Origin of the sequence: Roseibium sp. Sym1 (assembly GCF_027359675.1) — a bacterium.
Lineage (GTDB): Bacteria > Pseudomonadota > Alphaproteobacteria > Rhizobiales > Stappiaceae > Roseibium.
On the sequence record NZ_CP114786.1, the window covers coordinates 1,358,262 to 1,384,500 of the forward strand.

The following is a 26,239-nucleotide window of genomic DNA, read 5'->3' on the forward strand; positions in this document are numbered from 1 at the left end:
GTCAGCCTCTCATCAGCGGGTCAAGTTCACGATAATCCGGCAGGCGGCGGTCGATGCCCATGCCATTCCGCATCACGATGCGGTCCGCCTGCGGACGGGACAGAAATTCACTCCAGCTGCGCGCATTGAAGATCACCAGGTCTGCGGGCCCGCCCTCGGCAATGCGCCCGGCCTGCGGTTCCTTCAGAATGTCCGCCGGACGGCTGGTCACCAGGGTTGCCGCATCTTCCAGCGGATGATCCAGATGCGCGATCCGCACCGCCTCGCGGAAGACCTCGACCATGTCGAGATCGCCATAGGCGTAGAACGGATCACGGGTGTTGTCGGAGGCCACAGCGACCGGGACACCCGCGGCCTTCAGTTCGTGCAGAAGCGTGATCCCGCGCGAACGCGGCGTGCGGTTCGCCTGCCTGTCCTGAAGATACATGTTGCACATCGGCAGGGAGACCACGGACAGGCCGGCTTCGACGACCTTCTCGATTGTCGCCGCCGCCTTGTCTTCGTCCTGGCGTGCCAGCGAGCAGCAATGCCCGACCGTGACGGCGCCTTCAAACCCGTTCCGGAGCTTCGCCTCGGCAATTTCAAGAAGGGTCAGGACGCTGGCGTCCTGGGTCTCATCCACGTGGAGATCGATATCGAGCCCCTTGTCCGAGGCGGCACGAAACAGGATGTCCAGCCTCCGCCCGAGATCCGGCATCGGGAATGTGACCCCGCCGAGCAGGGCCCCGCTCTGCGCGACCACCTCGACCAGGTCGAGAAAATAGGCCTCGTCGTCAATGGCGTCGATCGGAAACAGGGCGACGGCCTGAAGGCTGATCCTGTCCTTCCAGCGCGCGCGCATGTCCGTGAACACGTCGAAAGAGATCCGGTGCTGCGGCGCGAGGCTGTCGATATGGGTGCGCAGCAGGGAGGTTCCGTGCGCATAGGCGCAGCGCAGTGAAAAATCCATGCGCGTCTCGACGTCACCGGCAGTCCATCTGGCTTCGCGATCCGCCCTGACGGCAGCGAGGGCGCCGTCGAAATCACCGGTCGGGTTGGGCTGGCGATCCCAGATATGCCCCTTGTCGATATGCGTGTGCATGTCCGCAAAACAGGGCCATACCATCCTGTCCCCGAGGTCGGCGGCCTCTATGTCCGCGGGGGCACTGCCGGCGGGCAGGACGGCCTCGACCCGCCCGTCCGAGATGATCAGGTCCGCAGCGCAAAGCCCGTCGGACGAAGGGCCGGACCGCCCCGCGACAAGCGCTGCGGGAAGGGTTGCGGCGCACAGTGCAAACCGGTCACCGGCCGGAAGATCTAACACCATCAGTTCTCCCGTTTCACGCTGCTTTCGTGCCAGCGATGCAGCGTCCACCACGAGATGAAGGACGTCAGGGCAAAGATCAGCACGCCCAGGCTCGCGAGCAGGAACAGGGCCGCGAACAACCTGGGAATATTGAGACGGAATTGCGATTCCAGAAGACGAAAGGCGAGCCCGGATCCGGCGCCTGCCGAGCCGGCGGCGAATTCGGCAACGACCGCGGCAATCAGCGCCAGTCCGCCGCCGATCCTGAGACCGGTCATGAAATAGGGCAGGGATGCGGGCAGTTTCAGATAGACCAGGGTCTGCCAGCGCGAGGCGCCATAGAGTTCGAACAGGTTGAGCAGGTTGTGGTCCACGCTCTTCAGGCCCTGCACCATGTTGGACAGGATCGGGAAGAAGGCGACCACGAACGCACAGATCAGCAACGCCACCTGGGTCGTGGGCGCGTAGATGAGGATCAGAGGGGCGACGGCGATGATCGGCGTCACCTGGAGAACAACGGTGATCGGGTAAAGCGCGGTCTCGATCCAGCGGGACTGCACGAGCAGGATCGCCATGCCGCCTCCACCCAGGAGCGCCAGTGCCAGCGAGGCCAGGGTGATCTTGGTGGTGACCCACAGGGCGGGAAGAAGCACATGCCAGTCGGTGACCAGCGATTTCACCACCAGTCCGGGCCCCGGAAGGATGTAATGCGGTATGTCGTTGACCGTCACCATGACCTGCCAGAGCACGATCAGGGACAGGATCACGCAGAGCGGCACGACGACGGTCAGGATGCGGTCGCGACGCCTTGCAGCCGCGGCGCTTTCCTTTGTCGGCAGTTGGACGGAATACCGGCTGCCCGGCCGGGCGGAGCTCTCGGCGTCCGCCGTTTCAGTGGGCGCCCGGTCGGGCCGGAGCGTGTCGTCGGCGGATGACATCGTCAATGCTCCTCGCCTCCCATGGCTTCGGACAGCTTGGCGGAGACGTCCGCGCAGGCCTGCCGGTATTCCTCGGAAACCCGGTACCGGGCGTCCCGCTCCAGGCTTGTATGCAGCGGGAAATCCGCATGAACCCGGCCCGGGCGGGCCTTCATGACCACGATCCGGTTGGCAAGATAGGCGGATTCATACACTGAATGGGTCACGAAGATCACCGTGATCCCGGTCGCCTTCCAGAGCGCCAGCACGTCGTCGTTGAGCTTCTGCCGGGTGATTTCGTCGAGCGCCGCGAAGGGCTCGTCCATCAGCAGCAGCTTCGGGTCGGTGACCAGCGCGCGCGCGATCGAGACACGCATCTTCATGCCACCCGACAGTTCACGGGGATAGGCGTCGGCGAAATCCTTCAGGCCGACGCTTTCCAGCGCCGACAGGATCCGCGGGGCTGCCGCCTTTTTCGAAAGCCCCTTGAGGCGGAGCGGCAGGTAGACATTTCCGAACACCGTCTGCCAGGGCATCAGGGTCGGCTCCTGAAAGACGAAGCTGATGTCGCCGTCGGGAAGGCCCTTGGGAGTGATCCGGAAACTGGGCCAGTCGATCCGTCCCTCGGAAACGCCGCCGAGACCCGCGATGATCCTGAGGGCCGTCGACTTGCCGCAACCGGACGGGCCCAGCAGGCTGATGAACTCGCCCGGCCTGACAGTCATCGACATGCCCGAAAGGGCAAGCGTTCCATTGGAAAAAACCTTGGTGACCTTGTCCAATGCAACAAGCGGCCGGGAAGACCCGGCACTCGCGGCCACCGGGTCTGTCGCTGTTATGGTGCCCTGTTCGGCAATGACCATGCTTCACTCTGCGTCTGGAGAGGCCGCTCCGCACACGAGGCGCGAAGCGGTCGGCAGCCGGGACTGTCCCTATTTTTTCAGCTCGAGGCCGACGCCCTTGCAGACGAATTCAGTCGTATAGGACTGGGTGTAATCAAGCGACGCCTCGACAACGCCGATAGAAGAGAGCGTATCGAAAAACTGCTTGAAATGTTCATCGGTCATGCAACCGATGCCCTTCTCGACGGTATCGCCGGAATCAACGATGCCGTATTCCTTCATTTTTTCAAGCGAGTAGGCAAGCTGCCCGTCGGTCATTTCCGGGTTGTCCGCCTTGATCAGTTCGTTGGCGGCGGCGTTGTCGCCGTAAAGGTAATTGTACCAGCCCTCGATGGAGGCATCGACAAAGCGCTGAACGAGGTCCGGGTTCTCCTCAACGAGGCTTTTCGAGGTGGTGATCATCGTCGAATAGGGAGTCCAGCCCTCATCCGCCAGCAGGAAGACCTTCGGCGCCCAGCCGGCCTGCTGCTCGATCTCGTAGGGTTCGGAGGTCAGGTAGCCCTGCTGACCCGACTTCGGGTCAACGATGAAGGGAGCCGGGTTGAAGGTGTAGGGCTTGAACTGGGCGTCGGAAAAGCCCTCGAAGTTCTTCTTCATCCACTCGAAATAGGTGACGTAGCCGTCCTTGCCCATATAAAGGGTTTCGAGCTTGGTCAGGTCCTGGAAGGTGTCGATGCCCTGGTCGGGATGCGCCGTCAGGATCTGCGGATCCTTCTGGAACATGCTGGCCACATTGATCAGCGGGATACCCTGCTTGACATAGTCGAAGCCCTTCAGCGTTCCGCCCATGTAGAAATCGATCTTGCCGGAGATCAGCAACGCGTCGTTGGCTGCCTGCGGGCCGCCCGGTGCAATCGTGACCTTCAGTCCGTATTTTTCATAGGTTCCGTCGGCGACGGCCTGATAGAAACCGCCATGCTCGGCCTGTGCAAGCCAGTTCGTGCCGTAGGTCACCTCGTCAAGGGCAGCGGCCTGATGCGCGGCCGTTCCGGTGAGAAGCGACGCCGCGAGCAGCGTTTTCGCGGATAGGAAAACTTTCATTTGAGGCCCTCCAGTAAGATAAATCCGGCGTGATACCGCGCATTTACGGATTTTATTTGAGACCTTGAAGCGCGCGTTGAAAAGCATCAAAATTCGACTGCAGCGATGCCTTATTGTCATCGCTTCATTTTCTGGCGCCCATTTGGTCCGCATGCTTAAAAAGGAGGCGTTCATTGGCCCTGCTCCATTCCAGGAAACTGCTCTACCTGGACGAAATCGCCCGTTCCGGATCCATCCGAAAGGCCGCCGACCGCCTCAATGTGTCGTCCTCGGCGATCAACCGGCAGATCCTGGCGCTGGAAGAGGAGTTCGGCGTTCCCCTGTTCGAACGGCTGCCGCGCGGCCTGCGCCTGACAGCCGCGGGAGAACTCTGCATCGAGCATATCCGTGATGTTCTCAAGGACTACGAGAGGCTTGAAACCCGGATTCGGGCCCTGAAGATGCCGCAGGTCGGGCGCGTGTCGCTGGTGACAACGGTGGGTCTCGCGTCGGGCCCCCTGCCTGAAATCATTGCGAAGTTCATCGAGGACAACCCGCGCGTTCACATCATGCTGCGCAGCGACGGCGGCACGACAACGATCAACCCGGTCCTGACCGGCGAAGTCGACATCGGCCTGGGCTTCAACATTGCGCCGACCCCGGGCTTGCGCACACTCGCGACCTTCGACATCCCGATCGGCGCCGTCGTCCCGCCCGATCACAGGCTCGCCCGGGAAAGCGGCCCGGTCGATCTTGTCGACGTGGTCCAGGAACGGCTCGTGCTGGCGCAATCCGGCACGAGCCTCAGGGATGTCATCAACCTGGTGCTCTCGTCGGTGCCGATCCCGGTGGAACCCGTCCTGGAGACGAACTCCTCGGAAACCGTCCGCCAGCTCGTCCGGCGGGGGATCGGCATCAGCCTGCTCAATCCGCTCGATGTCCTGGCGGAGTGCCAGCGGGGAGATCTGGTGTTCCGGCCGCTGAACGCGGCCCGGAGCCACCACCAGCCGATGAAGCTGTTCACGCGGGCGCGCGCATCAATGGATGCGGCGACCAGCCGTTTCATCGAGTTCCTGCTTCAGGAACTCGCGGCCCAGGTGGAAGGGCTGCAGAAACAAGGCAACCTGCCGGTGTGAACAGGCTCACACAGGCCCGAACAGGGGTCAGTCCGGCGAATAGAGATTGTCGAGGGGATAGCCGGCAAAATCGCGCAGCATCTCGATGAAGCCGGCGGCCTGGTGCGCGCTGATCGCCGCGCCTTTTTCCGCGGTTCCTTTCGAGGCATCACCAACGACCCCGGCCGGATTGAGGTCATGGGCGATCCAGGCAAGCGCATGAGGCGGCGTCGGCTGCAGGAATTTCGACTGCCGCTGCATGTCCTCCGCCCTGGAAACGAAATTCCCTGCCTTGTCCATGCGCACGAGCTCAGGCCGGAAATGCAGCATGAGGGAAGTTTCCACTTCGCCGCCATGAATGCCGAATTTCGTCTCGTGGGCCGAGATCATGCCCTCGGGATGGCCGAACCGCCCCCATTGGGTGACCAGCACCGCCATATCGAACCTGACCCGCAATTCCCGCGAGACGATGCTGATGATGTCGGTGTTGCCACCATGGGAGTTGACGATGACCATTTTCCGCAGGCCCGCCTCATGGACCTTCTCGCCGATGGCGGTCCAGGCCGGGATCAGCAGCTCGGCACTCCAGGACAAGGTCCCCGGTCCGTATTTGTGCTCGTTGGCCTTGCCGATCTCCTGAACGGGCAGGACCAGAACATCGAGGTCTTCGGGAAGCTGACGGCGGGTTTCGGCGAGCATGCCGTTGGCGATGGCCACGTCGGTCGCAATCGGCAGATGCGGGCCATGCTGCTCGGTGGAGGCCGTGGGCAGGATGGCGATCACCCGATCCGGATCGAGCGCGGCAAAATCGGCAGCATTCAGTTCGTTCCAGAAAAAAGGCACTGTCATCGGCGTTGTCCGTTCCATGTCCTGCACTCTGCCTCCTCTTGGGGTAAGGCAAATCGGCAGTACATGAAAAGCATCATTATGTTTGCATAGCGCTGCCTTTTTGGAAGCAGTCAATGATCTTCCGGAGGCACGCAATTTCCTATCTCTCCATCGCAATTCACCTGATCCAGCAGGCCATTCTGACACGGCGGCCAGCTCACGCCGGGCACATCGGGCGGTGCTGCAAGCGCATGATTCCCGCGGACGGACGTTGTCCCCAGGCGTCCACAGGCGCAAAATCGAATTTCATCTTTGCCAACCAGAAGGAGGTGTTAGCCACATTTACACCAAAAATTTACCTTGTGATGAGGCTGGTGGAACGCTGCGGGTGGGCTCGGGCCGTGGCGTTGGGTAATCAAAGGTGGGCAAAAGCATGTTTGTTGCGTTCTTGGTCGGGGCCGTGATGTATGGCGCCATCACGCTTGTGTTTCTGATCCTGTCGTCGGCGGAACTGCTGGAAAGCGGGTTCAGCACGCCTTCCCGTTTGGCCAGCGTCCTGGTGACCGCTCTCTTCTGGCCGGTGACGCTCGTCGTCATGAGCCTGGTTGTCCTGATCCAGGGCCTGGCCGCCCGTACACCCCGCACAGCACAATCTCCTGCCCTGAAACTGGTTCAGCGGTCCCACTGACAGGCATCGCTCCAGAACACGGCCTCGCTCCTTTCTCCTTCGAGCGCGGCCGGGCACACCGGCTTTTGCCGGTTTCCGCTTGGTCGGGAGCCGGAAACCGCGTCATGACGCAAATTTCATCACTTGCCAATTTTTGACCTAAATTGCTGAATTATCGGCAATTTTATTGCTGAATTTTTTTCTCAAGTTTATAATCATTCCAAAAAAAATTTGACTAACTGTTCAAATTTTCTTCCAATGTCATGGTGAGCCTCCTCAACCAACGAAGGCGGCCGCGTTCAAAAACGATCGCCAACCTTCCGGAGATCTCCATGACCCAGACCAAAGCCGGCCCGGATATTGCCGCCGGGCGCTTGCCTGAGGACGCATACGCAGAGAATTTTTCCGACCTGCACCCCCTGCTGGAACCGCATGAGGCGCAGGTCGAGGCCGACCGCTGCTATTTTTGCTACGACGCGCCCTGCATGCAGGCCTGCCCGACCAGCATCGACATTCCGCAGTTCATCCGCCAGATCTCGACCGGCAACCCGACCGGATCGGCCAAGACCATTTTCGAGCAGAACATCCTGGGCGGCATGTGCGCCCGTGTCTGCCCGACAGAGACCCTGTGCGAGCAGGTCTGCGTGCGCGAGGTCGCGGAAGGCAAGCCGGTCAAGATCGGCCAGTTGCAGCGTTACGCCACCGACCACTACATGGCGGGGAACGACAGCACGCCGTTCTCCCGCGCCGCGCCGACCGGCAAGAAGGTTGCCGTGGTCGGTGCCGGCCCGGCCGGCCTTTCCTGTGCCCACCGGCTGGCGGTGCACGGTCATGACGTCACCCTGTATGACGCCAGGGACAAGGCGGGCGGTCTCAACGAATTCGGCATCGCCTCCTACAAGTCGGTCGACAATTTCGCGGCCCGCGAAGTCGACTTCATCCTGTCCATCGGCGGCATCGAGCTGAAAACCGGCATGCGCCTCGGGGACAACCTGGATCTGGCTGCCCTGCGTACGGACTACGATGCGGTGTTCCTCGGCATCGGCCTTGGCGGCGTCAACGCTCTCGGCATTGACGGCGAGGACAAGAGCGGCTCGCTCGACGCCGTCGACTACATTGCCGACCTGCGCCAGGCCGGCGATCTCTCCAAACTGCCCGTCGGCCGCCGGATCGTCGTCATTGGCGGCGGCATGACCGCTGTCGACATCGCCGTCCAGACCAAGCTCCTCGGTGCTGACGATGTCACAATCGCCTACCGCCGCGGCCAGGATCGCATGAACGCGTCCGAATACGAACAGCATCTGGCGCAGACCACCGGCGTGAAAATCATGACCTGGGCTCAGCCCAAGGCATTGGTTGGCGCGAACGGCGCGATCACCGCAATCGAACTGGAGCGAACGGAAGACCGGAACGGATCTCTCGCCGGGACCGGCGAAACCGTCACGCTGCCCGCCGACATGGTCTTCAAGGCCGTCGGCCAGACGCTGGTTCAGGCCGATCTGGGCGGAGCCCTGACCCTCGAAAAGGGACGGATCGTGGTCGGCGAAGACCGCAGAACCAGCCTGGCCGATGTCTGGGCCGGTGGCGACTGCATCTCCGGCGGTGAGGACCTCACGGTCGCCGCGGTCGAGGACGGCAAGGTCGCCGCCGAAAGCATCAACGCCGCCTTGAGCGCCTGAACCGCGCTCGGCGTCACGGATTTGAGGGAGAGCCATCATGGCTGACTTGCGTACAGACTTCATCGGCATCAAATCGCCGAACCCGTTCTGGCTGGCTTCCGCACCGCCGACGGACAAGGAATACAATGTCGTCCGGGCCTACAAGGCCGGCTGGGGCGGCGTTGTCTGGAAAACGCTCGGTGAGGACCCGGCGGTCGTCAATGTCAACGGCCCGCGCTATGGCGCAATCCATGGCAAGGACCGCCAGCTGATCGGTCTCAACAATATCGAGCTGATCACCGACCGGCCGCTGGAGGTGAACCTGCGCGAAATCAAGCAGGTCAAGCGCGACTGGCCCGACCGGGCCCTGGTCGTCTCGCTGATGGTGCCGTGCGAGGAGCAGAACTGGATCGACATTCTCAAGAAGGTCGAGGACACGGAAGCCGACGGGGTGGAGCTGAACTTCGGCTGCCCGCACGGCATGAGCGAGCGCGGCATGGGCTCGGCCGTCGGCCAGGTGCCGGAATATATCGAGATGGTCACCCGCTGGGTGAAACAGCATTCGCGCATGCCCTGCATCGTCAAGCTGACCCCGAACATCACCGATGTCCGCAAACCCGCCCAGGCCGCCAAGGCCGGCGGCGCCGACGCGGTGTCGCTGATCAACACGATCAACTCGATCATGGGCGTCGATCTCGACATCATGGCACCGTCGCCATCCGTCGACGGCAAGGGCGCCCATGGCGGCTATTGCGGCCCGGCGGTGAAGCCGATCGCGCTCAACATGGTCGCGGAAATCGCCCGCGACCCGGCCACCCACGGCCTGCCGATCTCGGGCATCGGCGGTGTCACCACCTGGCGGGACGCGGCCGAATTCATGGCGCTCGGCGCCGGATCGGTCCAGGTGTGCACGGCCGCGATGACCTACGGCTTCAAGGTGGTCGAGGACATGATCGAGGGCCTCAGCGACTGGATGGACCAGAAGGGCTACACGTCCGTCGATGAAGTTGTCGGCAGCGCGGTGCCCAACGTGACCGACTGGCAGTATCTCAACCTCAACTACATCGCCAAGGCCAAGATCGATCAGGATCTGTGTATCCAGTGCGGCCGTTGCCACATTGCCTGCGAGGACACGTCCCACCAGGCGATCACCAGCATGGTCGATGGCGCGCGCAAGTTCGAGGTGATCGACGAGGAATGCGTCGGCTGCAACCTGTGCGTCAATGTCTGCCCGGTCGAGAACTGCATCACCCTGGAACCGATGGCCGCCGGCAGCGTCGATCCGCGCACGAAGAAGCCGGTCGAAAAGGACTACGCCAACTGGACGACCCATCCGAACAACCCGATGGCCGTCACGGAAGCCGCCGAATAGGCGATCAGCTTTCAGGAACGGTCACAGAAACGCGGGTAGGCTCCTCCCCTGCCCGCGTTTTCTGTTTTCAAAGGCCAAACGCCAGTTCGGGCTTCGTCAACATCAGCCAGACGATCGTCAGAACCGCGAAAAAGGCGGGAAAGCCGCAGGCGAACCAGATCCGGTAGAGCCTGTGATAGGCCTGTGGGAGCACCGTGCCATCCTGCGCCGCGGCCAGCGCCAGCCGGCGCATGCGGATCTGGATCCAGACCACCGGCAGCCAGAACGCGCCGACAAGGACATAAAGGCAAAGCGACACGAACACCCAGCCCTCCAGCAGAGGCCAGCCGACTTCCTGTGCCAGAAGGTAGCCCGTGATCGGCTGAACCAGCGCCGCGGTCGCGGTGAAGACCGTGTCGGCCAGCACCACGATGCCGGCGACATGGGCGATCAGGGCGGGATTGCGCGAGGCGTTCGAGATTACCATGAAAAACGCAATGCCCGCACCGGTGCCGAGCAGCACGCAGGCGCTGATCACATGGGCAAATCGCAACAGGTCATACCACATCAGCGCTCCTCCAGGACGAACGCGACCAGCAGGGCCGGCATCATGGCCGGCAGGATCTTGACCAGCGGCCCGAGCGGGTCCGCCCAAAGACCCGGTGTCAGCACGGTACCGCTCACCAGGTAGGCGGCGGAGACCGCGAGCATGCCGAGACAGGCCGGACGGCACCAGCGCCGCCACAGCACCGCGATCCCGAGACAAATGTCGATCACGGCTCCTCCGGCAACGGCACTACCGGCAAAGCCCGCCGAATACCCGGCTTCGGTCAGAACCCGTGTCGCCGCATCGAAGGACAGCAGACCGATCATGCCGGACAGCAGCCAGAACAGGGACAGGCAGCCGATGGCAACCGGCAGGACCAGGTAGAGCCGCGCAAAGGCCCGTTCCTGTGCCGTCGCAGGCAGGCGCGCGAGCGTTTCCTCCAGGTTTGCGATCGCCCCGCCACCCTGCTTGCGCCACGCTGCCGGGTCCCCGCGAATCCCCTCCTTCAGCGGCAGAAGCGCATTGGTGCGCAGCGGTGAACGCCACCCCAGCCAGCCAAGCAGGTCAGCCGCACGCCCCAGGCCCCGGACGACCGGTTCAGGCACGGGGAGCGTGACTTTCCATGGCGGCAGACCGAGCCAGGCGCGCACCGTCCGGGTGAGCTCGAAAAAGGACCTGCTGCCGTCCTCCGTCAGATCGGCGACAAAACGGCTGCCGCGCGCGCCATCGGCGCAATCGGCGACCGCCTCCGCGAGATCGTCGACATGAATCGTCTGGATCAGCGCGTCCGGGAAGACCCGCGCACCGACCATCGGCAGGGCCGCACTGGCACGCAACAACGCGGTACCGCCATAGGCCTCCGGCCCCAGAACCAGCACCGGGCGCAGCACGATCCAGTCCAGATCGGAGTTCATGACATGGGCGTCACCGCGCGCCTTGGTCCGGAAGAAATCGGTGGAGGCAGTCTCGGCAACCCCGGCCGCGGAGATTTGGATGAAGCGGGCAGGCGTCGCCGCCAGGGCCTCTAGCATGCGCGCGACCGCCGTTTCGTGAATGGCCACCAGATTGTCCCGCGCTCCGTCCTGGAGGGCACCGGACGCATTGACCACCACATCCGCTCCGGCCAGCAAGGCCCGCCAGGTCGCGGCGTCCGCCCTGGCAAAATCGAGAAACGCCCAGTTGAGGCCGGGAAAGGCGCGACTGGCGGCCTGTTTCGACCGGCCAGCACATGTGACCGCGTATCCCCGCGCCATCAGGGCCCGGACACAGGCCGCGCCGATGAACCCGTATGCGCCCAGCACCACAGCCTGTTTCATGGTCGTCGCCTGTTGGATTGTGACTGCACAGGTCTTAGAGCGGCTTTGCGCGCATGTAAAACTAATTGGCGGCCGTCGCCTTTTGCCGGCGGGGCGGCGAACTGTCCAGTTCTTCCAGCGGCTTCGGCTTGTCGAACAGGAAGCCTTGCAGGTAGTCGCAGCCGGCATTGACGAGGAAAGCCCGCTGGGCCTCCGTCTCGACACCCTCACCGACGGTCTGCATGCCCATGACCTTGGCCAGGCCAAGCAGGGACCGCACAAGCATGTCCGCCTCTTCGTCCTGGCCGATACGCCAGACGAAACTGCGATCGATCTTCATCTTGTCGAAACGGAACTTGTGCAGATAGTTCAGGCTCGAATAGCCCGTGCCGAAATCGTCAATCGCGAGGCCGACCTTCAGTTCCCGCAGCATCAGGAAGGTGTCACGGGTCAAGGGACTTTCTTCCAGCATCAGGTCTTCCGTGATTTCCAGAACGAGCCGCTCCGGCGGGAAGTCGTATTTCTTCAACAGGCTCGCGACCTGTCCGGCAAATCCGGGCTTCTGGATCTGGCTGGTGCAGACATTGACGGAAATGCCCGCCGATTTCCAGGTGGCGGCGTCACGCAGGGCGCGTTCAAGCACCCAGGCACCGATCACGGGCATCAGGCCGGCATCCCGGGCAACCGGGAGGAAGAGGGCCGGCGAGACCAGCCCCCGTTGCGGATGGCGCCATCTGATCAGCGCCTCGTAGAACTCGGTGTCCCCCTCGGCCGCGCGCACGATAGGCTGGTAATACAGCTCAAACTCGTCATCGCGCAGCGCCCCGTCCAGTTCGACGCGGATCTCCCGCTGTTGCCGAAGCCGGTCATCCATCTGTTCGTCATAGAGACGGAAGGTGCTCTTCTGTTCGACCTTGCAGCGCTGGAGCGCGATGTCTGCTGCCCGGATCACCGCGGTCAGGGACTGGCCGTGGTCCGGATATTGCGCGATGCCGGCACTGATGGATGTTTCGATCCGCTTGCCGTCGCAATCCACCGACTGGCTCAGGGTTTCGAAAAGCCGGTCAATTTCAACGAGGGCCTCGCTGGCGGTCTCCCAGCGCTCCGTCAGGATCAGGAATTCATCGCCTCCGATCCGGCCGATCAGGTCGCGGTCGCCGAAAGCCTCCAGGATCCTTCCGGCCTGCGCCACGATCAGGCTGTCCCCGGTGGTATGCCCGTGAATATCGTTCACCTGTTTGAGGTTGTCGACATCCAGGTAGATGACCCAGGCGCTCTTGTCCCGGGCCGCCAGCAGGTTCAGCCGTCTATTGGCCGCGGTATGAAAATACCCGCGGGAAACAAACCCGGTGAGCGAGTCATGGTCGGCGGCATAACGCGCCTCCTGCTCGCGCTGAGCCAGATCCCGTTGCGCATTGGCGTTCTGGCGCATTGCAATGAAGGCAACGGTCAGAATGATGCCGAGAGACAGGACAAGGACCGGAATGGACGACAGGATAATCGCCGAAGCGTGACTCATCGGCACCCAGGCCAGGTAGCCCAGGACCGTTCCATTCTCTCTTTCCAGCGGCACCCCGATCATGTTCTCGGGAATGGCCTTGGTGAATACCAGGTTGTCGAGCGACAGGCTTGCCAGGAGATTGCTGAGATGGATCGTGTCGATCTCGAATGCGGTGACCAGGATGTTCGGCGGTTCATCGACCATCCTGATGCCGCCTGGGTCGGGAACAATTGCAAAGGCCGAGACAATGTGCGGCCGCCCGTCGAGTTCCAGAACATCCACGCCGGAAATATCGGCCAGTCGCCCGGCAAAGCGGATGTCGCCGGATTCCGACCTCACGAGCGCGTCTGAATAATTGGCCCTGATCTTTTCGAGCGTGCTGCCTAACTGGGGCTCGATCTGCTCCAGGTAGAATTCCTGCTTGTGTATTCCGTAAAGGTCTACCGCCAGCAATACCTGACGCTTCCGGTCGATCAGTGCGGTGTAGTCGTGAACGAAATCCAGCGCCATATCGACACCGAACCGCTTCTGGATCCAGGATTCCGACGGGTTGGTCTCAATGTTCTCATAGGCGGCATTGGAGGCCGCGTAACGCTCCATTTCCTTCAGCAGAAAGAGCTTGTGGTTCTCGAATACGCGTTCGACGGAGCGCAATTCCCGTTTCGCAGCTTCCCGTTCCGCGACCACGACCTTGAACAGGACGGCACCGAAGGAAAAGATCACGGCGCAAAACATCAGCACGATGACCAACCCGGAAGGAATGCCGAGTATGGTGGACCGGGCGCGGCGCGGTTCGGTTGCGGCCTTGTCCGGAGAGCGCTGAGCATATTCGATTTTGTCTGCGTCCTCAGACAGATCGCGCATGAAGCTTCCAGGTCCTGCTGGTTCGTCAGCGGTGCATTCTGGGCTGAAACGCTTAATTTTTTCTACCCGGCTGTCAATTCGCAATCTCCGCAAGTGTTGCGGCCCGGCTCGCCCCGGCCGGGACCGCCATTCGAATGATTGAACCATGGGACAAGACGTCTATTGTTTCCGGTGCCGAGCCAACCGAAACGTCAGGGATAGACATGCAGGGTTCCAGACTGTTGCTGACCGCCTCCTTGAGCCTGTGCGCCGTCATCGGTGTCTGGGGCGTTGCCGACCCGGCCAGCCTGCTCGCCATCGCCAGCACCATCGTGGACCGGTACTTCGTCAGCCGCGGCTGGTTCGTCATGCTGTCGGTCACCGTGATGTTGCTGTTCTGCCTTGGCCTGGTCTTCACCAGGGTCGGTGACATCCGGCTCGGCGCGGACACGGACCGGCCGGAATATTCCACCTCGACCTGGATCGCCATGCTGTTTGCCGCCGGAATGGGCGTGGGGTTGTTGTTCTGGGCCGTCGCGGAGCCGTTGACCCATTTCCACTTCGCACTGGAAGCCCTGCCGCCTCCCATCGCGGCAGAGCAGGCGCTGCTGGCAGCCAATTTCAACTGGGGGATCCATGCCTGGGCCATTTATGGCACCACCGCGCTGACGATCGCCTATTTCAGTTTCCGGCGCGGCACACCGATGCTGGTCAGCGCGCCGGTGAAGAACCTGTTTCCGGGAGAAGCGTGGGCACATGCCGTCGGCTGGTTTTCCGATTTCATGGCCATCGCCGCCATTGCCATCGGCGTTGCCGGGTCCGTCGCCATGGGCGTCTTTCAGGTGGCCGACGGGGTCTCGGTCCTGTTCGGCACCGAGGCGGCTTCCCCTGTCCTGGTGGGCGTGGTGTTCGCCCTGATGATCGCAGCCTATGTCCCTCCGCTGCTGGTGGACCTGGGTGCCGGCATGGCGAAACTCTCCAACATCGCCATGGCCCTCGCAATCGGGCTTGTTGCCTATACGGTCATTCTCGGCCCCTCCGAATACCTGATGAATTCCATCGTCGGAGGCATCGGCAATTATGTCTCGGTCGTGATCCCGCGCGGATTGCAGACCTTCACATTCTACGGCAGCGAGACCAGCAAATGGTTCCACGACTGGACACTGACCTACATGGTCTGGTGGATCGCCTGGGGCCCCTTTGTCGGTGTGTTCGTGGCACGCATATCCAAGGGACGCACCATCCGTGAATTCGTGCTCGGCGTGCTGATCGGGCCGACCCTGTTTTCAACGATCTGGTTCGGTGCCTTCGGAGGTATCGGTATCTATGAAACGCTGAATGGCAGCGGTGAACTTCTGGCCATGACCCAGACCAATGTCGAGCGAATGACTTTCGCCCTGCTTGAACGGCTGCCGCTCGCCAAGCTGACGACGCTGGCAACCGTGCTTGCCGCTTTCCTCTTCATCGTCACCAGTGTGGTCAGCGCCGCCTTCGTGCTGGGCACGTTTTCAACCGGGGGCGATCCGAACCCGAGCGCGAGGGTGCGCCTGATCTGGGGCGGTCTTCTGGGTGTCCTCGGGGCGGCGATGATCCTGTCGGGTTCAATGCAGGCGGTCAAAACGCTGATAGCGCTCGGAGCGCTGCCCTTTGTCTTCATCACCGTGCTGCTGCTCACCTGCCTCATGCGGGCGCTGATGGAGGACGCCGGAAAGGAGACCGCCGATGCTGATCGGTGATCCGTTCGACACGCTCATGAACCTGGGCACCTTCGCCTTTGTCGGCGCCATGATCTGGCTCCTGATGCGCAAGGGGCCGCAGGACGGAGAGTGACTCAAGGTCCCGGACAAAGAAAAAGGCCACCCTTTCGGGCGGCCTTTCTCGTCTCAGGCATTCTCGGTGACCTCAGAGCTTGTCGGTAACGGCCGTCGAGGTGGCGCCTTCCGGCTCCTTGGTGATGACCGGGTCGGAGCCACCGGAAAGGAGCGACTTCACGGTGCGCTCGTAGGCGTCCATGTCGAGCTTGCCGTCAGAGCCGTCGACCAGCTTGTTGATCTCGCCAACCATACGGATCTGGTGCTTTTCGGTCTGGGCGCCGGTGGCGTCGTTCTCCAGAACGATCTCGGCGGCTTCTTCCGGATGCTCGGCGGAATAGGCCCAGCCCTTCATAGATGCTTTCACGAAGCGCGCCAGCTTGTCGACCATAGCCGGGTCATCCAGGCTGGATTCCAGCACGTAGAGACCGTCTTCGAGGGTTGCAACGCCCTGGTCCTCGTATTTGAAGACAACAAGATCCTCCGCCGGAATGCCGGCATCGATCACCTGCCAGTACTCGTTGTAGGTCATCGTGGAGATGCAGTCGGCCTGCTTCTGCAGCAGCGGATCGACGTTGAAGCCCTGCTTCAGGACGGTCACGCCTTCATCGCCGCCATCGGTCGGAATGCCGAGCTGGCTCATCCAGGACAGGAACGGATATTCGTTGCCGAAGAACCAGACACCGAGTGTCTTGCCCTTGAAGTCTTCCGGCGAGGTGATGCCGGTTTCCTTGCGGCAGGTCAGCATCATGCCGGATTTCTTGAACGGCTGCGCGATGTTGACCAGCGGCACACCTTTCTCGCGGGACGCCAGGGCTGACGGCATCCAGTCGATGATGACATCCGCGCCGCCACCGGCGATGACCTGCGGCGGAGCAATGTCCGGACCACCCGGCTTGATGGTCACATCCAGACCTTCTTCCTCGTAAAAGCCCTTGTCCTGGGCCACGTAATAGCCGGCAAACTGGCCCTGGGTGACCCATTTCAGCTGCAGCGTCAGCTCATCGGCGGCGTTTGCCGCGCCCGCGGCCAGGCTTGCGCCCAGAACCGATGCGAGCGCCAGACTTTTCAATGCCTTCATTGCCATTCCCCTACTGGTTACGGGCCCTACCGAGGCGGTGAGACCCTTCTCTGGAATTCTTTAACCTCTTGCCGGAGCCGAACCGGACGGCTCCCGCGCGTCCACAGCACCCCGGCATTTTGGCCAAAGCAGGACACCGGGGCATTTTTGCCTTCCGGGCACACCGCACTGACCAAATGGTCAAGAAAATCTAGAAAGCTGCCGTGTCACTGGTCAAGGTTATTTTTTGATCAAGGTGAAAAGAGCCACCTCTGAGAGGTCTTTTCCCCTTCCCAGTCGGTTGCAATTTTCTCGACGGAGATTTTTGGTTGCTTCCCGTACCGTTATCCGGTCCATAGTCTGCCGGCACAACGGGAGGAGATTGTCAGGGCTGACAGGCGCATACCGCCGCGGCCGGGCAATGCAACGGACAGACAAGATGATTTCCAAATCCGCATTAGACTATCAGCCGCTGCCGCTGCCGGATCGGCGACACTTCACCGACGAGGAAATGACGGCGCGGGCACAAGAATTCTATGAGGACGTACGCACCCGTCACACCGTGCGCCAGTTCACCGATCGACCGGTCGACCGGTCCGTTATCGAGACCTGTGTCCGGGCCGCCGGCACGGCTCCGAGCGGCGCCAACCACCAGCCCTGGCATTTCGTGGCCATATCGAACCCGGATCTGAAGCACCGGATCCGCCTGGCGGCGGAGGAAGAGGAACGCCGCTTCTATGACGGCGGCGCCGGTGACGAATGGATCAAGGCGCTGGAACCGATCGGCACCAATGCCGACAAGCCGCATCTGGACATTGCGCCCTGGCTGATCGTGATCTTCGCACAGCGCTGGGGCACCTATGACGACGGCACCCGCTACAAGCATTACTACGTCCCGGAGAGCGTCGGCATCGCCACCGGTCTCCTGATCACGGCCCTGCATCATGCCGGCCTGTCGACCCTGACCCACACGCCGAACCCGATGAAATTCCTCAACGAGATCCTCGGGCGCCCGGAAGCGGAGAAGCCGGTGATGATCCTGGCGGTCGGCCACCCGGCCGAAGACGCCACCGTGCCGGCGGTCGCCAAGATCAAGAAGCCGCTTGAGGAGATCCTGAGCGTGTTCGAGGGGTGAGTGGGCCTCTTCTGAAGTTCTCAGGCGTTTGTTCCCTCCCCCCAACCCTCTTCCACAAAAAAAACTATGCTCTGCCAAATCCGAGTGCCCTCCCTACAAAGGGGAGGGGAGCCGGCTGCAGCAACCGGCCGGTCCACCGAGTTCTAAGTTGAGCTGATTTCGACCCAAACACGACGTCATCCTGAGGAGGACCGCAAGGTCCGTCTCGAAGGATCGGCCCCTTGATCCCGAATATCCGGCGAATCCTTCGAGACGCGCGCAGGCGCGCTCCTCAGGATGACGTTGGAGTTTGTGGCCTGGTTTTCAAAGTCTGGCTTATCATCCCGTCACATGGGTCGGCGCGGCACTCACATTGGCCGCAATCTTCTCGAGCAGGGCCTTGCGGTCCTTGCTGCCGTCGGCGGCGTAGTTGAGGTTCTTGAACAGCGAGGTCTGCTCGGTAAAGAACTTCCGGACGGCGTCCTTGTCCTCGAAGGCGAATTCCGTCTTCGCAATCCTGTAGACCAGGTCGAAAGTCTCCTGCTGGCGTTTGAGCGGCGCCGACACGTCGACATCGTCGAACGCATCCTGCTGCAGGTAGACCATATCGAGGAAGAGGGCCTTCTGCTGCAATTCGAAGTCCTCGGTTGAGACCCCCTCTTCTCCGGTCACCTGCATCATCCGCGTGATTTCGTCGCCTCTGGCCAGGAGATCGATCATCTCCTCGACGCGCGGCACCCAGTCGGGACCGATGTTCGCGGCATACCAGTCGCCGAGCTGGGCGTGGTAGCGGGACCAGGACAGCAGCGGGTCGACCGCCGGGTAGAAGCGCTTGTAGGCGCGTTCGGACGAGAGGCCCAGGAAAGTCTTCACCGTCCCGAGGGTCGACTGTGTCACCGGTTCCTCGAAATTGCCGCCGGCGGGCGACACCGTACCGATCATGGTCAGGCTGCCGGTGTCGCCGGTCGCCGTGCGCAGCACGCCGGCGCGCTCGTAGATGCCCTTGATGGCACTGTCGAGATAGGCCGGGAAGGCTTCCTCGCCCGGGATTTCCTCCAGACGCCCCGACGTCTCGCGCATGGCCTGCGCCCAGCGCGACGTGCTGTCCGCTATGAGCAGGACGTCATAGCCCATCTGCCGGTAATACTCGCCGAGCGTGATGCCGGTATAGATAGAGGCCTCGCGGGCGGCGACGGGCATGGAAGAGGTGTTGCAGATGATCACCGTGCGGTCCATCAGCGTGCCGTCACCGGAGGGATCCGGCTGGTGCGGGAATTCGGTGATGGTCTCGACCACCTCGCCGGCGCGCTCGCCGCAGGCGACCACGATCACGATGTTGACCGCGGAAAAGCGGGAAATCAGCGACTGCAGCACGGTCTTGCCGGCACCGAACGGGCCGGGAATGCAGCCCATGCCGCCGCGGGCGATCGGAAAGAACGTGTCGATCAGGCGCAAGGTGGTGATCAGGGGTTCGCTCGGATAGAGCCGTTCGCTCTGACCGGCCTTGACCAGGCCTTCCGGAATTGCCCGGCGCACCGGCCAGTGCTGCACCATGGTCAGGTCGCGGGTTTCGCCGCGATCGTTCCTGAGCGTCGCCACGACCTCGTTGATCGTGAAACTGCCCTCCCGGATCCGGTCGACCGTCCAGGACCCGGTCAGCGAAAACGGCGCCATGATCCTGTGTTCGAACCGGCCTTCCGGCACCGTGCCCAGTGTCTCGCCCGCCTTGACGGACGCACCGGACGTCACCCTGGGTTCGAAGGACCATTTGCGCTTCTGGTCGAGTGCATTGGTCAGGACACCGCGCGGCAGGAAAAACCCGTGTTCCGCCGCAATGTCCGCAAGCGGGTTCTGCAACCCGTCGAAAACCGTGCTGAGCAATCCCGGCCCGAGGGCAACAGACAGCATCTCGCCGCTCTGGATCACCTTGTCTCCGACCCGGACACCGGAGGTGCTCTCAAACACCTGGGCCTCCGCCGTTCTGCCGCGCACACGCAGGACTTCCGCCTTCAGGTATTCGCGCGGCTTGCCGTCCCGTTCCGGGCCGTGCGGAATGATGTAGACAACCTCGTTCTTGATCAGCGGCGCGTCGCTTAAAGGAGACAGCGTCACGAGGTCGTCCTGAACGGCGACGATTTCCGCGGTCGGCTCCGGCAACTGGACATGGCTCGTCATCAAAGGGCTCCGTCTAGGGCAGAAGATGTGTCGGGAAACAGGTCGCGCGGTGCGGCGGGTGTCCGCGGGTCCGTCTCGTCGCCCAGTGCGGCTGCGACCAGCTCCCGGAGCCGCGCAGCGGCATCGTCGCTGTTGTAGCGGGACCAGCGTTCGACGATGACCCAGCGCAGGACGTAGATGGCGACGGCTTCGAAATCGAATTCGTGCAGGGAATTGTAATGGTCCAACTGGTTGAACACCTGCGTGAGCGCCAGCCGCTCCATGGCAATCTGGTCGCCTGCCTGCATCAGCCTGTGCGCTTCGCCGACCCAGGGCATGAAATGGCCCAGACCGAAAGCCGGGTCGCTCCAGTTGGCCTTGATCCGGCTGCACCAGCGGCCGTAGCCCCAGGTCTGAATATCCCCCGCGACGTCCTGGCCGTCCCGCCGCCGGCGCAGGGCCGCGATGAGCGTGCGCGTCTCCATGCGCGCGCCGACCAGATGCTGTAGGTCCGGGTAGTCCTTCAGATCCGCGACAACGCGGCCAGCCTGCTGGATAACCTCCTCGTCCCGGCTGAATTTTGCAACGCCCGACCAGGCGGTGATGTCGACGATTTCCTTGAGCAGCCGGGCATGCTCCGGCTCCAGCATTCGAAGCCGCTGCGTCAGCCGGTACTCGGAAATCGGCACCTCCCTGCGGGAAAACAGCTTACCGAGATGGGGCAGGCTGGTCACCAGGGCGATATATTGGTGCGGCCGGCTCATGGTCAGCGCAGGACCCCTTCCATAACGGCCCTGAGGCGCGGCTGCAGATGGCGCTTCAACAGGGTTGCGATCGCCTCTTCCGTGAGATCGATGGAGACATTCCTGTCGGTCAGCTTCACCTTGATGCCGTCAAGGCCGGGCGCCGTGGAAAAGGTGACACCGTCGCGCAGCACCTGACCCGCAAGGGCAATGACGAAATGGGTCAACGTGCCCGGCTCGACCGCTTCCGGAGACTGCTTCAGCTCCTCGAAGGTGACGACCTTCTCAGGCAGCACGATTTCCATGGGTTCGGTGTCGCTGACCGAGGCATTGTCCCTTGCATTGGCGGCCATGGCCAGAATGAGCTTCTGCAGGAACTGTTCGTCGGCGAGCGACGTTGCCACAAGCCGGCTGGCCTCCTGCTGGATCCGGTCGCCGAGTTCGTTGCGCAAATTCAGGACGAGATCCCGCGCCGCGACCTTGAGCCCGTCTTCCGTCGCCGCCTTTTCCTTCGCGGCCTCTGCCCGCGCCTCGGCCAGAAGGTCGTCCGCCTTTTTCTGTGCCGCCGAAACGATCTCTTCCGCCTTGGTCCTGGCCTTGGCGAGAATGGCATCCGCTTCGGATTGGCCGGCGGCCACGCCTTCGGACTTCAGGCGCTCGATCAGTGCCTGGACACCGGCGCCCGCGGCATTTTCCAGATCCTTGGAGGGGTCGTGCTTGGACATGTCAGCCTCCTAGCTTGGAATGGAACCGGCCAGGACCAGTGCGAACACCAGCGCGAACACGGAAAAGCCTTCCAGCACCGCGGCCGGAGCCAGCGAAATGCCGAAGATTTCCGGTTTGGCCTTGGAGGCATGAATGGCGGAGGCCAGCACCTCACCCTGGCGGATGCCGGTGAACAGCATGGTGACGCCGGACAGGAGCCCGATGCCGAACAGGGCCGCGCCATTGGCAGCGTCGATCTGGGCCTGCTGCAGCGAGAACATGATCACGATGCCGTAGATCACCTGGGACGACGGCATCAGCGACACGCCGATGAAGCGGCCGTAACCGCCGTCGCTGTCCAGCATGGCGCCGATCGCGGCGCTGCCGCCGAGGGCGCAGCCCCAGGCGCTGCCGATGGCGCCGAGCGCGACCGGCGCATAGAGTCCGAACCAGCCGAGAGCCACAACGAATTCGTTCACAGGCGTGTCTCCTCTTTCTTGAACGGACGGAAGGGTGTGCCCTCGTCCTTCAAACCCCAATTGAAAAATTCTATGACATTCAGGCGCAGCCCATGCACGCAGCCGGCAATCAGCCCCAGCCCGATATTGATGGCGTGGCCGATGGCCAGAACCGAGACGGCGATCAGGATACCGACACCCGGCACCGCATGATTGAGCTGGCCGGACAGCGAATTGATGGTCTCGGCGAGCGACGCCGCGGCCAGCCCCAGTGCGAACAGGCGCATGTAGCTCAGCACATCGGAGAAGATGTTGACGATCCGGGCGAGCGAAGCCAGGCCGTCAAACACCCTGAGACCGCCGGATTTCAGTGAATCCACCTTCCGGTCGCTGCCGAAGAAGCCGACCGTCAGCAGGCCGGCGACCACACTTGCCGGCGCAGCGGAAGCGATCACCGTGCCTTGACCGAGGAAGGTTGCCAGCCCTCCCAGCGCCACCAAGCACCAGCCGATCGGCTGGAACCGGCCGCTCGGCGTCGTCTCGTGCCGGGCCCGCATCAGGTTGGCGAGCACGATATGAACCACGCCGATGGTGAGCGTGATCTTCATCATGGTGTCGACATCCTTCAGATGCAGCACCTTGAGCTGTCCCAGGAAACTGCCCTCCGGCGGCGTGACGCCGAAATAGCTGCCCGTGGCGACACCGAAAGCGAACGTCGAGACCATCAGCCAGACGGACATGCGGAACATGCGGCGGGCCAGCGCCGATCCGGCAAAGCGCTTGCGGAACACAAACAGCAGAAGAAGAAGGAGCAGGCCGTAGCCGGCATCCGTCATGATCATGCCGAAGAAGACCACGAAGGACACATAGACGATCGCCGAGGGGTCCCAGTCCCGGTAACCCGGTGTCTGATAGAATTCGACCAGGTCCTCGCCGGCCTCCATCGGGCGGCTGTTGTCGAGCAAGGTCGGCGGCCTGTCCTCGTCGGAGACCTCTTCGGCAACGACCGCCACACCGAGATCCGAAGCGAGTGCCTGGATTTGGCTCATCTGGTCGGCGCGGGCCCAGGCCTGCAGCACGAAGACACGCTCGATATCGGCCGTCTCCAGCGAGGCCCGGTGGCGGGCGGAATGATCGCGTGCTGCCGCCAGGTTCTGCGCGAGCATGTAGCGCCACTTGGTCAGGACCTGGCGGGCCAGCTCGAGTTCTTCGAGTTCGACAGCCGCATCCTCGTATTGGTGCTTCAGCGTTGACAGGGCCTCGGCGCCGACATGGATGCGCGGCACGGGCATGGCGTCGACCGGAGGCTCTTCCGGCGACAGCAGAACGATATAGCTTCGGTACCTGTCCCGGTGAACGATTTCCAGGACCTTGTCCGCCGGATCGACCGCTTTGAGCTTGCCATTCGGCACCACGTAGAACCACAGCCGGTGATCGCCGATCTCGGCCAGGTCGGAAAAACTGAATTCGCCCCAGGGTTCGACGTCCTGGATCCGCTTGTCCAGCCGGGCGAGCCGGTCCTCACAGGCCTTCAGCGCCTTCTTGTTGTCCAGTGCCTGCGTGATCACCTCTTCCAGCTCGAAACCTTCGGGGTGGGTCACGGGACGGCGCTGCGCCGGGCTGTCGACCAGCCAGCGCAAGGCCTCGGCCGCCTCGCGCCCGCGGCCGGCCGGCACGGCCTCCAGTTCCTTCTGCGCGGATGTCAGCGGAATGAGATGCAGGGCGCCGAACTCCTGGGCGGCTTCCAGCACCCTGTCCTTGTCATCGAGGACACCGACCAGGTTGACCTTGACCAGCGGGACAATGCTCATATCTCGGCCACCCTACTCTCGGCGCCGCGGGCGGCGGTCTTTCTCTTGGAGATCTTCGCACGCACCACCGCGTCCCGCTCGGCATCGGCCAGCGCCATGCGGATCTTCCTGATGTTGCGCTCCGCCTGCGGGATGAGGACCTTCTCGAACAGGTTGACCCTTCGCGAAATCACCGCCTCGGCCTCGATCAGCCGCGCGATCCGCTCATGGGCAACCTCGCGTTCCAGGTTGAGGCGCAGAAGTTCCCGCATGCCGGCGACATAGGCATCCACCCAGTGCGGACGCGCCAGCAGCGAATAGGGCTCCGTTCCGACTTCGACGGCCTCGAGCGTCGGCAGCCTGGTGCCGGACAGATTCTGTTCTCCCCGGATCGCCTCCTTCAGACGGACAAGGTCCTCAAGCGGCACCTGCCTGTTGGCCAGCATCGGCAACGAATGGGCCAGTTCGGCGAAGCGTTCTTCATACTCCCGGTCGAGCCGCGCCGCGGTCTCCCTGGCCTTGGCCCGTTCGGCCATGATCTGCAGGCGCTTGAGCTCGAGCGACGGCAGGAAACGCCTGTATTCCGCCAACTGTGCGCCTTGCCTGGCCAGCGAGGACTTGTTGAGAGCAAGTTTCGCCATCAGGCCGCTTCCTCATCCGAGGGCTTGGCGGCCGGAGGCTTCTTCGGGAAATACTTGTCGATCAGCCCCTGTTTCATCAGCAGCTGTTCCGGCTCGAAACACTCCGCCAGGGTCTGCCAGCACAGGTCGAGCGCCTCTTCCAGCGGTTTCGACACCTCGATATCCATGAAGCGTTCGCGGAACAGGGCACCGAATTTCAGGAGCTGCTGGTCATAATCCGACAGTTCGAAGGCCATCGACTGCTTCTGCTCCGCATCGCGCGCACCGGAGTAGAACCGGATCATGGTGTTCATGATCTGGTTGTGGTCCTCCCGGGTGACCTTGCCGATCACATGCTGCTTCAGCCGCGACAGCGAGCCGAACGGGTCGAGCACGCCGGAGTGCAGGTAGAACTGGCCCTCGGTGATGTAGCCGGTGTTGTCGGGGACCGGGTGGGTGACGTCATTGCCGGGCATGGTGGTCACGGTCAGGATCGTGACGGAGCCCGAGCCCTTGAAGTCACAGGCCTTTTCGTAGCGGCGCGCCAGCTGCGAATAGAGATCGCCCGGATAGCCGCGGTTGGCGGGCACCCGTTCCATGGCGATCGAGACCTCCTTCATGGCATCGGCGAAGGCAGTCATGTCGGTGAGCAGGACCAGCACCCGCTTGCCCTCCTCGACAGCGAATTTTTCCGCCACGGCAAGTGCCATGTCCGGGACCTGAAGGCGCTCGACCACCGGGTCGGAAGCCTGGTTGATGAACATCACCGTGCGCGGAAAGACGCCCGCATCCTCGAACTGTTTCCGGAAGAAGGCATAGTCGTCGAAGATCAGGCCCAGCCCGCCGAAAACGACGATGTCGGCATCGGCCTGGATTCCGATGCGCGCAAGGAAGGGATTGTAGGGCTCGCCGGAGACCGAGAAGATCGGGATCTTCTGGCTCTCCACCAGGCAATTGAAAATGTCGATCATCGGCACGTCGGTGCGGATCATGCGCGAGGCCAGCACCCGTTTCATCGGATTGGCGGAAGGGCCGCCGATGGGCACGGTCGGGTCGCTGGACAGGTCCGGCCCCCTGTCGATCGGATGGCCGGCACCGTCGAAGACCCGGCCCAGGATGTTATCGGAGTAAGTCACCTTGGCCGCTTCGCCGAGAAAGCGGACCGAAGCGTTGTTGGCAAGGCCCTTGGTGCCCGAATTGACCTGTAGCGACACCATGTCGTGGTCGATGTTGATGACCTGGGCGAGTGATGTCGTGCCGTCACCGGCATCGACCAGCGCAAGGTCACCCAGGCAGGGCCGCCCTTCAGAGTCGGACCTCGACGCGGATGCCTGAATGCGGATGATATCTCCGACGATGTCGACAATTCTAGTGTGGGAGACCAGCATCAATGCCCCCTTGGCAATGGCAATTTCCAAATCGAACGCCGCTCTACAGCCACAAGGTCAGCCCCTCGCGGCCGCTCGGAACTGGTATCTTAGGCGGGTTTCTCGCTCCTGCACAACCGTCGTGACGGACACGCCCACCCGAGCTCCATGAACTGGAAAGAGGTTAAATGAGAAACCGTTACATGCGTATGACCTGAATCAAGGGTCATCGAGTCGTACGTTTTTGCCGGGAAGGAGCCGCCGGAACAGGGTGCGATGCACAAAGACGCGTGTCGTTCATCGACTGCCGATTGCCATACCCGAACGCGACTCGTATCCGTCCACCTGGACAACCGGTGCAATACTGCCTTCTGACGAAACCCGACTTTGCCACAACCCGGGATTTAAGTGACCTTCTTCTGATCACCAGCCCCGCGCACCGGCGATTCCATGGCCGTTATCGTCCCGGAACCAGGCATGTTGAGCTT

General features: G+C 62.5%; 22 protein-coding genes. 6 read left to right on the forward strand and 16 right to left on the reverse strand.

Annotation, left to right across the window (positions count from 1 at the left end):
• Position 1: 1 nt before the first annotated feature.
• The 4 genes from O6760_RS06150 to O6760_RS06165 form a co-directional block, all read right to left on the reverse strand.
• A complete protein-coding gene (locus tag O6760_RS06150) occupies positions 2–1,306 on the reverse strand; it encodes a cytosine deaminase (protein ID WP_269584608.1) in 1,305 nt (434 codons plus the stop codon).
• Entirely contained in the window at positions 1,306–2,223 is a 918-nt protein-coding gene (locus tag O6760_RS06155) for an ABC transporter permease (RefSeq protein ID WP_269584609.1), read from the reverse strand. The genes O6760_RS06150 and O6760_RS06155 overlap by 1 nt, the downstream gene beginning before the upstream one ends.
• Positions 2,224–2,225: 2 nt before the next feature.
• Positions 2,226–3,065, reverse strand: coding sequence for an ABC transporter ATP-binding protein (locus O6760_RS06160; protein ID WP_269584610.1), 840 nt, complete (start codon positions 3,063–3,065; stop codon positions 2,226–2,228).
• 69 nt (positions 3,066–3,134) lie between these two features.
• Positions 3,135–4,145, reverse strand: a complete 1,011-nt coding sequence (locus tag O6760_RS06165; protein WP_269584611.1) for an ABC transporter substrate-binding protein — start codon at positions 4,143–4,145, stop codon at positions 3,135–3,137.
• A gap of 179 nt (positions 4,146–4,324) precedes the next feature.
• Here O6760_RS06165 and O6760_RS06170 point away from each other — a divergent pair, with 179 nt between their 5' ends.
• On the forward strand, positions 4,325–5,260 hold the full coding sequence (locus tag O6760_RS06170; RefSeq protein ID WP_269586220.1) for a LysR family transcriptional regulator: 936 nt from the start codon (positions 4,325–4,327) through the stop codon (positions 5,258–5,260).
• Between the two features lie 27 nt (positions 5,261–5,287).
• Here O6760_RS06170 and O6760_RS06175 read toward each other — a convergent pair whose 3' ends face one another.
• Entirely contained in the window at positions 5,288–6,088 is an 801-nt protein-coding gene (locus O6760_RS06175; protein ID WP_269584612.1) for a creatininase family protein, read from the reverse strand.
• 412 nt (positions 6,089–6,500) lie between these two features.
• Here O6760_RS06175 and O6760_RS06180 point away from each other — a divergent pair, with 412 nt between their 5' ends.
• The 3 genes from O6760_RS06180 (at position 6,501) to preA (ending at position 9,764) form a co-directional block, all read left to right on the forward strand.
• The gene (locus O6760_RS06180; RefSeq protein ID WP_269584613.1) at positions 6,501–6,755 is read left to right on the forward strand and encodes a hypothetical protein; all 255 of its coding nucleotides are present in this window, start codon (positions 6,501–6,503) and stop codon (positions 6,753–6,755) included.
• A 311-nt stretch (positions 6,756–7,066) separates the two neighbouring features.
• On the forward strand, positions 7,067–8,413 hold the full coding sequence (locus O6760_RS06185; protein ID WP_269584614.1) for an NAD(P)-dependent oxidoreductase: 1,347 nt from the start codon (positions 7,067–7,069) through the stop codon (positions 8,411–8,413).
• A 37-nt stretch (positions 8,414–8,450) separates the two neighbouring features.
• Positions 8,451–9,764, forward strand: a complete 1,314-nt coding sequence (gene preA / locus O6760_RS06190; protein ID WP_269584615.1) for an NAD-dependent dihydropyrimidine dehydrogenase subunit PreA — start codon at positions 8,451–8,453, stop codon at positions 9,762–9,764.
• 67 nt (positions 9,765–9,831) lie between these two features.
• On the opposite strand, the gene O6760_RS06195 is transcribed toward preA, so the two are convergent.
• From O6760_RS06195 to O6760_RS06205, 3 genes are all read right to left on the reverse strand, one after another.
• Complete coding sequence (locus O6760_RS06195) at positions 9,832–10,311, reverse strand: DUF2269 family protein (RefSeq protein WP_269584616.1); 480 nt, start codon at positions 10,309–10,311, stop codon at positions 9,832–9,834.
• The gene (locus O6760_RS06200) at positions 10,311–11,606 is read right to left on the reverse strand and encodes an SDR family oxidoreductase (RefSeq protein WP_269584617.1); all 1,296 of its coding nucleotides are present in this window, start codon (positions 11,604–11,606) and stop codon (positions 10,311–10,313) included. Before O6760_RS06200 ends, O6760_RS06195 begins: the two co-directional genes overlap by 1 nt.
• A 61-nt stretch (positions 11,607–11,667) precedes the next feature.
• A complete protein-coding gene (locus O6760_RS06205; RefSeq protein ID WP_269584618.1) occupies positions 11,668–13,950 on the reverse strand; it encodes a putative bifunctional diguanylate cyclase/phosphodiesterase in 2,283 nt (760 codons plus the stop codon).
• A 203-nt stretch (positions 13,951–14,153) separates the two neighbouring features.
• Here O6760_RS06205 and O6760_RS06210 point away from each other — a divergent pair, with 203 nt between their 5' ends.
• Complete coding sequence (locus O6760_RS06210) at positions 14,154–15,665, forward strand: BCCT family transporter (protein WP_269584619.1); 1,512 nt, start codon at positions 14,154–14,156, stop codon at positions 15,663–15,665.
• Between the two features lie 166 nt (positions 15,666–15,831).
• Here O6760_RS06210 and O6760_RS06215 read toward each other — a convergent pair whose 3' ends face one another.
• Positions 15,832–16,821, reverse strand: coding sequence for an ABC transporter substrate-binding protein (locus O6760_RS06215; protein ID WP_442969859.1), 990 nt, complete (start codon positions 16,819–16,821; stop codon positions 15,832–15,834).
• A gap of 418 nt (positions 16,822–17,239) precedes the next feature.
• Here O6760_RS06215 and O6760_RS06220 point away from each other — a divergent pair, with 418 nt between their 5' ends.
• Positions 17,240–17,935 (forward strand): nitroreductase family protein, encoded by a 696-nt coding sequence (locus tag O6760_RS06220; RefSeq protein ID WP_269584621.1) that lies wholly within the window; start codon positions 17,240–17,242, stop codon positions 17,933–17,935.
• A gap of 318 nt (positions 17,936–18,253) precedes the next feature.
• On the opposite strand, the gene O6760_RS06225 is transcribed toward O6760_RS06220, so the two are convergent.
• Genes O6760_RS06225 through O6760_RS06255 form a run of 7 tightly spaced genes read right to left on the reverse strand, consistent with a single transcriptional unit; the run spans position 18,254 to position 25,772 of the window.
• A complete protein-coding gene (locus tag O6760_RS06225) occupies positions 18,254–20,089 on the reverse strand; it encodes a V-type ATP synthase subunit A (protein ID WP_269584622.1) in 1,836 nt (611 codons plus the stop codon).
• Positions 20,089–20,832, reverse strand: coding sequence for a hypothetical protein (locus tag O6760_RS06230; RefSeq protein WP_269584623.1), 744 nt, complete (start codon positions 20,830–20,832; stop codon positions 20,089–20,091). Before O6760_RS06230 ends, O6760_RS06225 begins: the two co-directional genes overlap by 1 nt.
• A gap of 2 nt (positions 20,833–20,834) precedes the next feature.
• Positions 20,835–21,536: a hypothetical protein gene (locus O6760_RS06235; RefSeq protein WP_269584624.1), complete on the reverse strand. Its 702-nt coding sequence runs from the start codon at positions 21,534–21,536 to the stop codon at positions 20,835–20,837.
• Between the two features lie 9 nt (positions 21,537–21,545).
• Positions 21,546–21,995, reverse strand: a complete 450-nt coding sequence (locus tag O6760_RS06240) for an ATP synthase subunit C (RefSeq protein WP_269584625.1) — start codon at positions 21,993–21,995, stop codon at positions 21,546–21,548.
• Complete coding sequence (locus tag O6760_RS06245) at positions 21,992–23,785, reverse strand: V-type ATP synthase subunit I (protein ID WP_269584626.1); 1,794 nt, start codon at positions 23,783–23,785, stop codon at positions 21,992–21,994. The genes O6760_RS06240 and O6760_RS06245 overlap by 4 nt, the downstream gene beginning before the upstream one ends.
• On the reverse strand, positions 23,782–24,405 hold the full coding sequence (locus tag O6760_RS06250) for a V-type ATP synthase subunit D (RefSeq protein WP_269584627.1): 624 nt from the start codon (positions 24,403–24,405) through the stop codon (positions 23,782–23,784). The genes O6760_RS06245 and O6760_RS06250 overlap by 4 nt, the downstream gene beginning before the upstream one ends.
• Positions 24,405–25,772: a V-type ATP synthase subunit B gene (locus O6760_RS06255; protein WP_269584628.1), complete on the reverse strand. Its 1,368-nt coding sequence runs from the start codon at positions 25,770–25,772 to the stop codon at positions 24,405–24,407. The genes O6760_RS06250 and O6760_RS06255 overlap by 1 nt, the downstream gene beginning before the upstream one ends.
• Positions 25,773–26,239: the final 467 nt, after the last annotated feature.

Bases quoted from the DNA above. Each gene is read 5' to 3' on its own strand.
- O6760_RS06150 (WP_269584608.1), bottom strand. From the start codon at position 1,306: ATGGTGTTAGATCTTCCGGCCGGTGACCGGTTTGCACTGTGCGCCGCA.
- O6760_RS06155 (WP_269584609.1), bottom strand. From the start codon at position 2,223: ATGTCATCCGCCGACGACACGCTCCGGCCCGACCGGGCGCCCACTGAA.
- O6760_RS06160 (WP_269584610.1), bottom strand. From the start codon at position 3,065: ATGGTCATTGCCGAACAGGGCACCATAACAGCGACAGACCCGGTGGCC.
- O6760_RS06165 (WP_269584611.1), bottom strand. From the start codon at position 4,145: ATGAAAGTTTTCCTATCCGCGAAAACGCTGCTCGCGGCGTCGCTTCTC.
- O6760_RS06175 (WP_269584612.1), bottom strand. From the start codon at position 6,088: ATGACAGTGCCTTTTTTCTGGAACGAACTGAATGCTGCCGATTTTGCC.
- O6760_RS06180 (WP_269584613.1), top strand. From the start codon at position 6,501: ATGTTTGTTGCGTTCTTGGTCGGGGCCGTGATGTATGGCGCCATCACG.
- O6760_RS06185 (WP_269584614.1), top strand. From the start codon at position 7,067: ATGACCCAGACCAAAGCCGGCCCGGATATTGCCGCCGGGCGCTTGCCT.
- preA (WP_269584615.1), top strand. From the start codon at position 8,451: ATGGCTGACTTGCGTACAGACTTCATCGGCATCAAATCGCCGAACCCG.
- O6760_RS06195 (WP_269584616.1), bottom strand. From the start codon at position 10,311: ATGTGGTATGACCTGTTGCGATTTGCCCATGTGATCAGCGCCTGCGTG.
- O6760_RS06200 (WP_269584617.1), bottom strand. From the start codon at position 11,606: ATGAAACAGGCTGTGGTGCTGGGCGCATACGGGTTCATCGGCGCGGCC.
- O6760_RS06205 (WP_269584618.1), bottom strand. From the start codon at position 13,950: ATGCGCGATCTGTCTGAGGACGCAGACAAAATCGAATATGCTCAGCGC.
- O6760_RS06210 (WP_269584619.1), top strand. From the start codon at position 14,154: ATGCAGGGTTCCAGACTGTTGCTGACCGCCTCCTTGAGCCTGTGCGCC.
- O6760_RS06215 (WP_442969859.1), bottom strand. From the start codon at position 16,821: ATGAAGGCATTGAAAAGTCTGGCGCTCGCATCGGTTCTGGGCGCAAGC.
- O6760_RS06220 (WP_269584621.1), top strand. From the start codon at position 17,240: ATGATTTCCAAATCCGCATTAGACTATCAGCCGCTGCCGCTGCCGGAT.
- O6760_RS06225 (WP_269584622.1), bottom strand. From the start codon at position 20,089: ATGACGAGCCATGTCCAGTTGCCGGAGCCGACCGCGGAAATCGTCGCC.
- O6760_RS06230 (WP_269584623.1), bottom strand. From the start codon at position 20,832: ATGAGCCGGCCGCACCAATATATCGCCCTGGTGACCAGCCTGCCCCAT.
- O6760_RS06235 (WP_269584624.1), bottom strand. From the start codon at position 21,536: ATGTCCAAGCACGACCCCTCCAAGGATCTGGAAAATGCCGCGGGCGCC.
- O6760_RS06245 (WP_269584626.1), bottom strand. From the start codon at position 23,785: ATGAGCATTGTCCCGCTGGTCAAGGTCAACCTGGTCGGTGTCCTCGAT.
- O6760_RS06250 (WP_269584627.1), bottom strand. From the start codon at position 24,405: ATGGCGAAACTTGCTCTCAACAAGTCCTCGCTGGCCAGGCAAGGCGCA.
- O6760_RS06255 (WP_269584628.1), bottom strand. From the start codon at position 25,772: ATGCTGGTCTCCCACACTAGAATTGTCGACATCGTCGGAGATATCATC.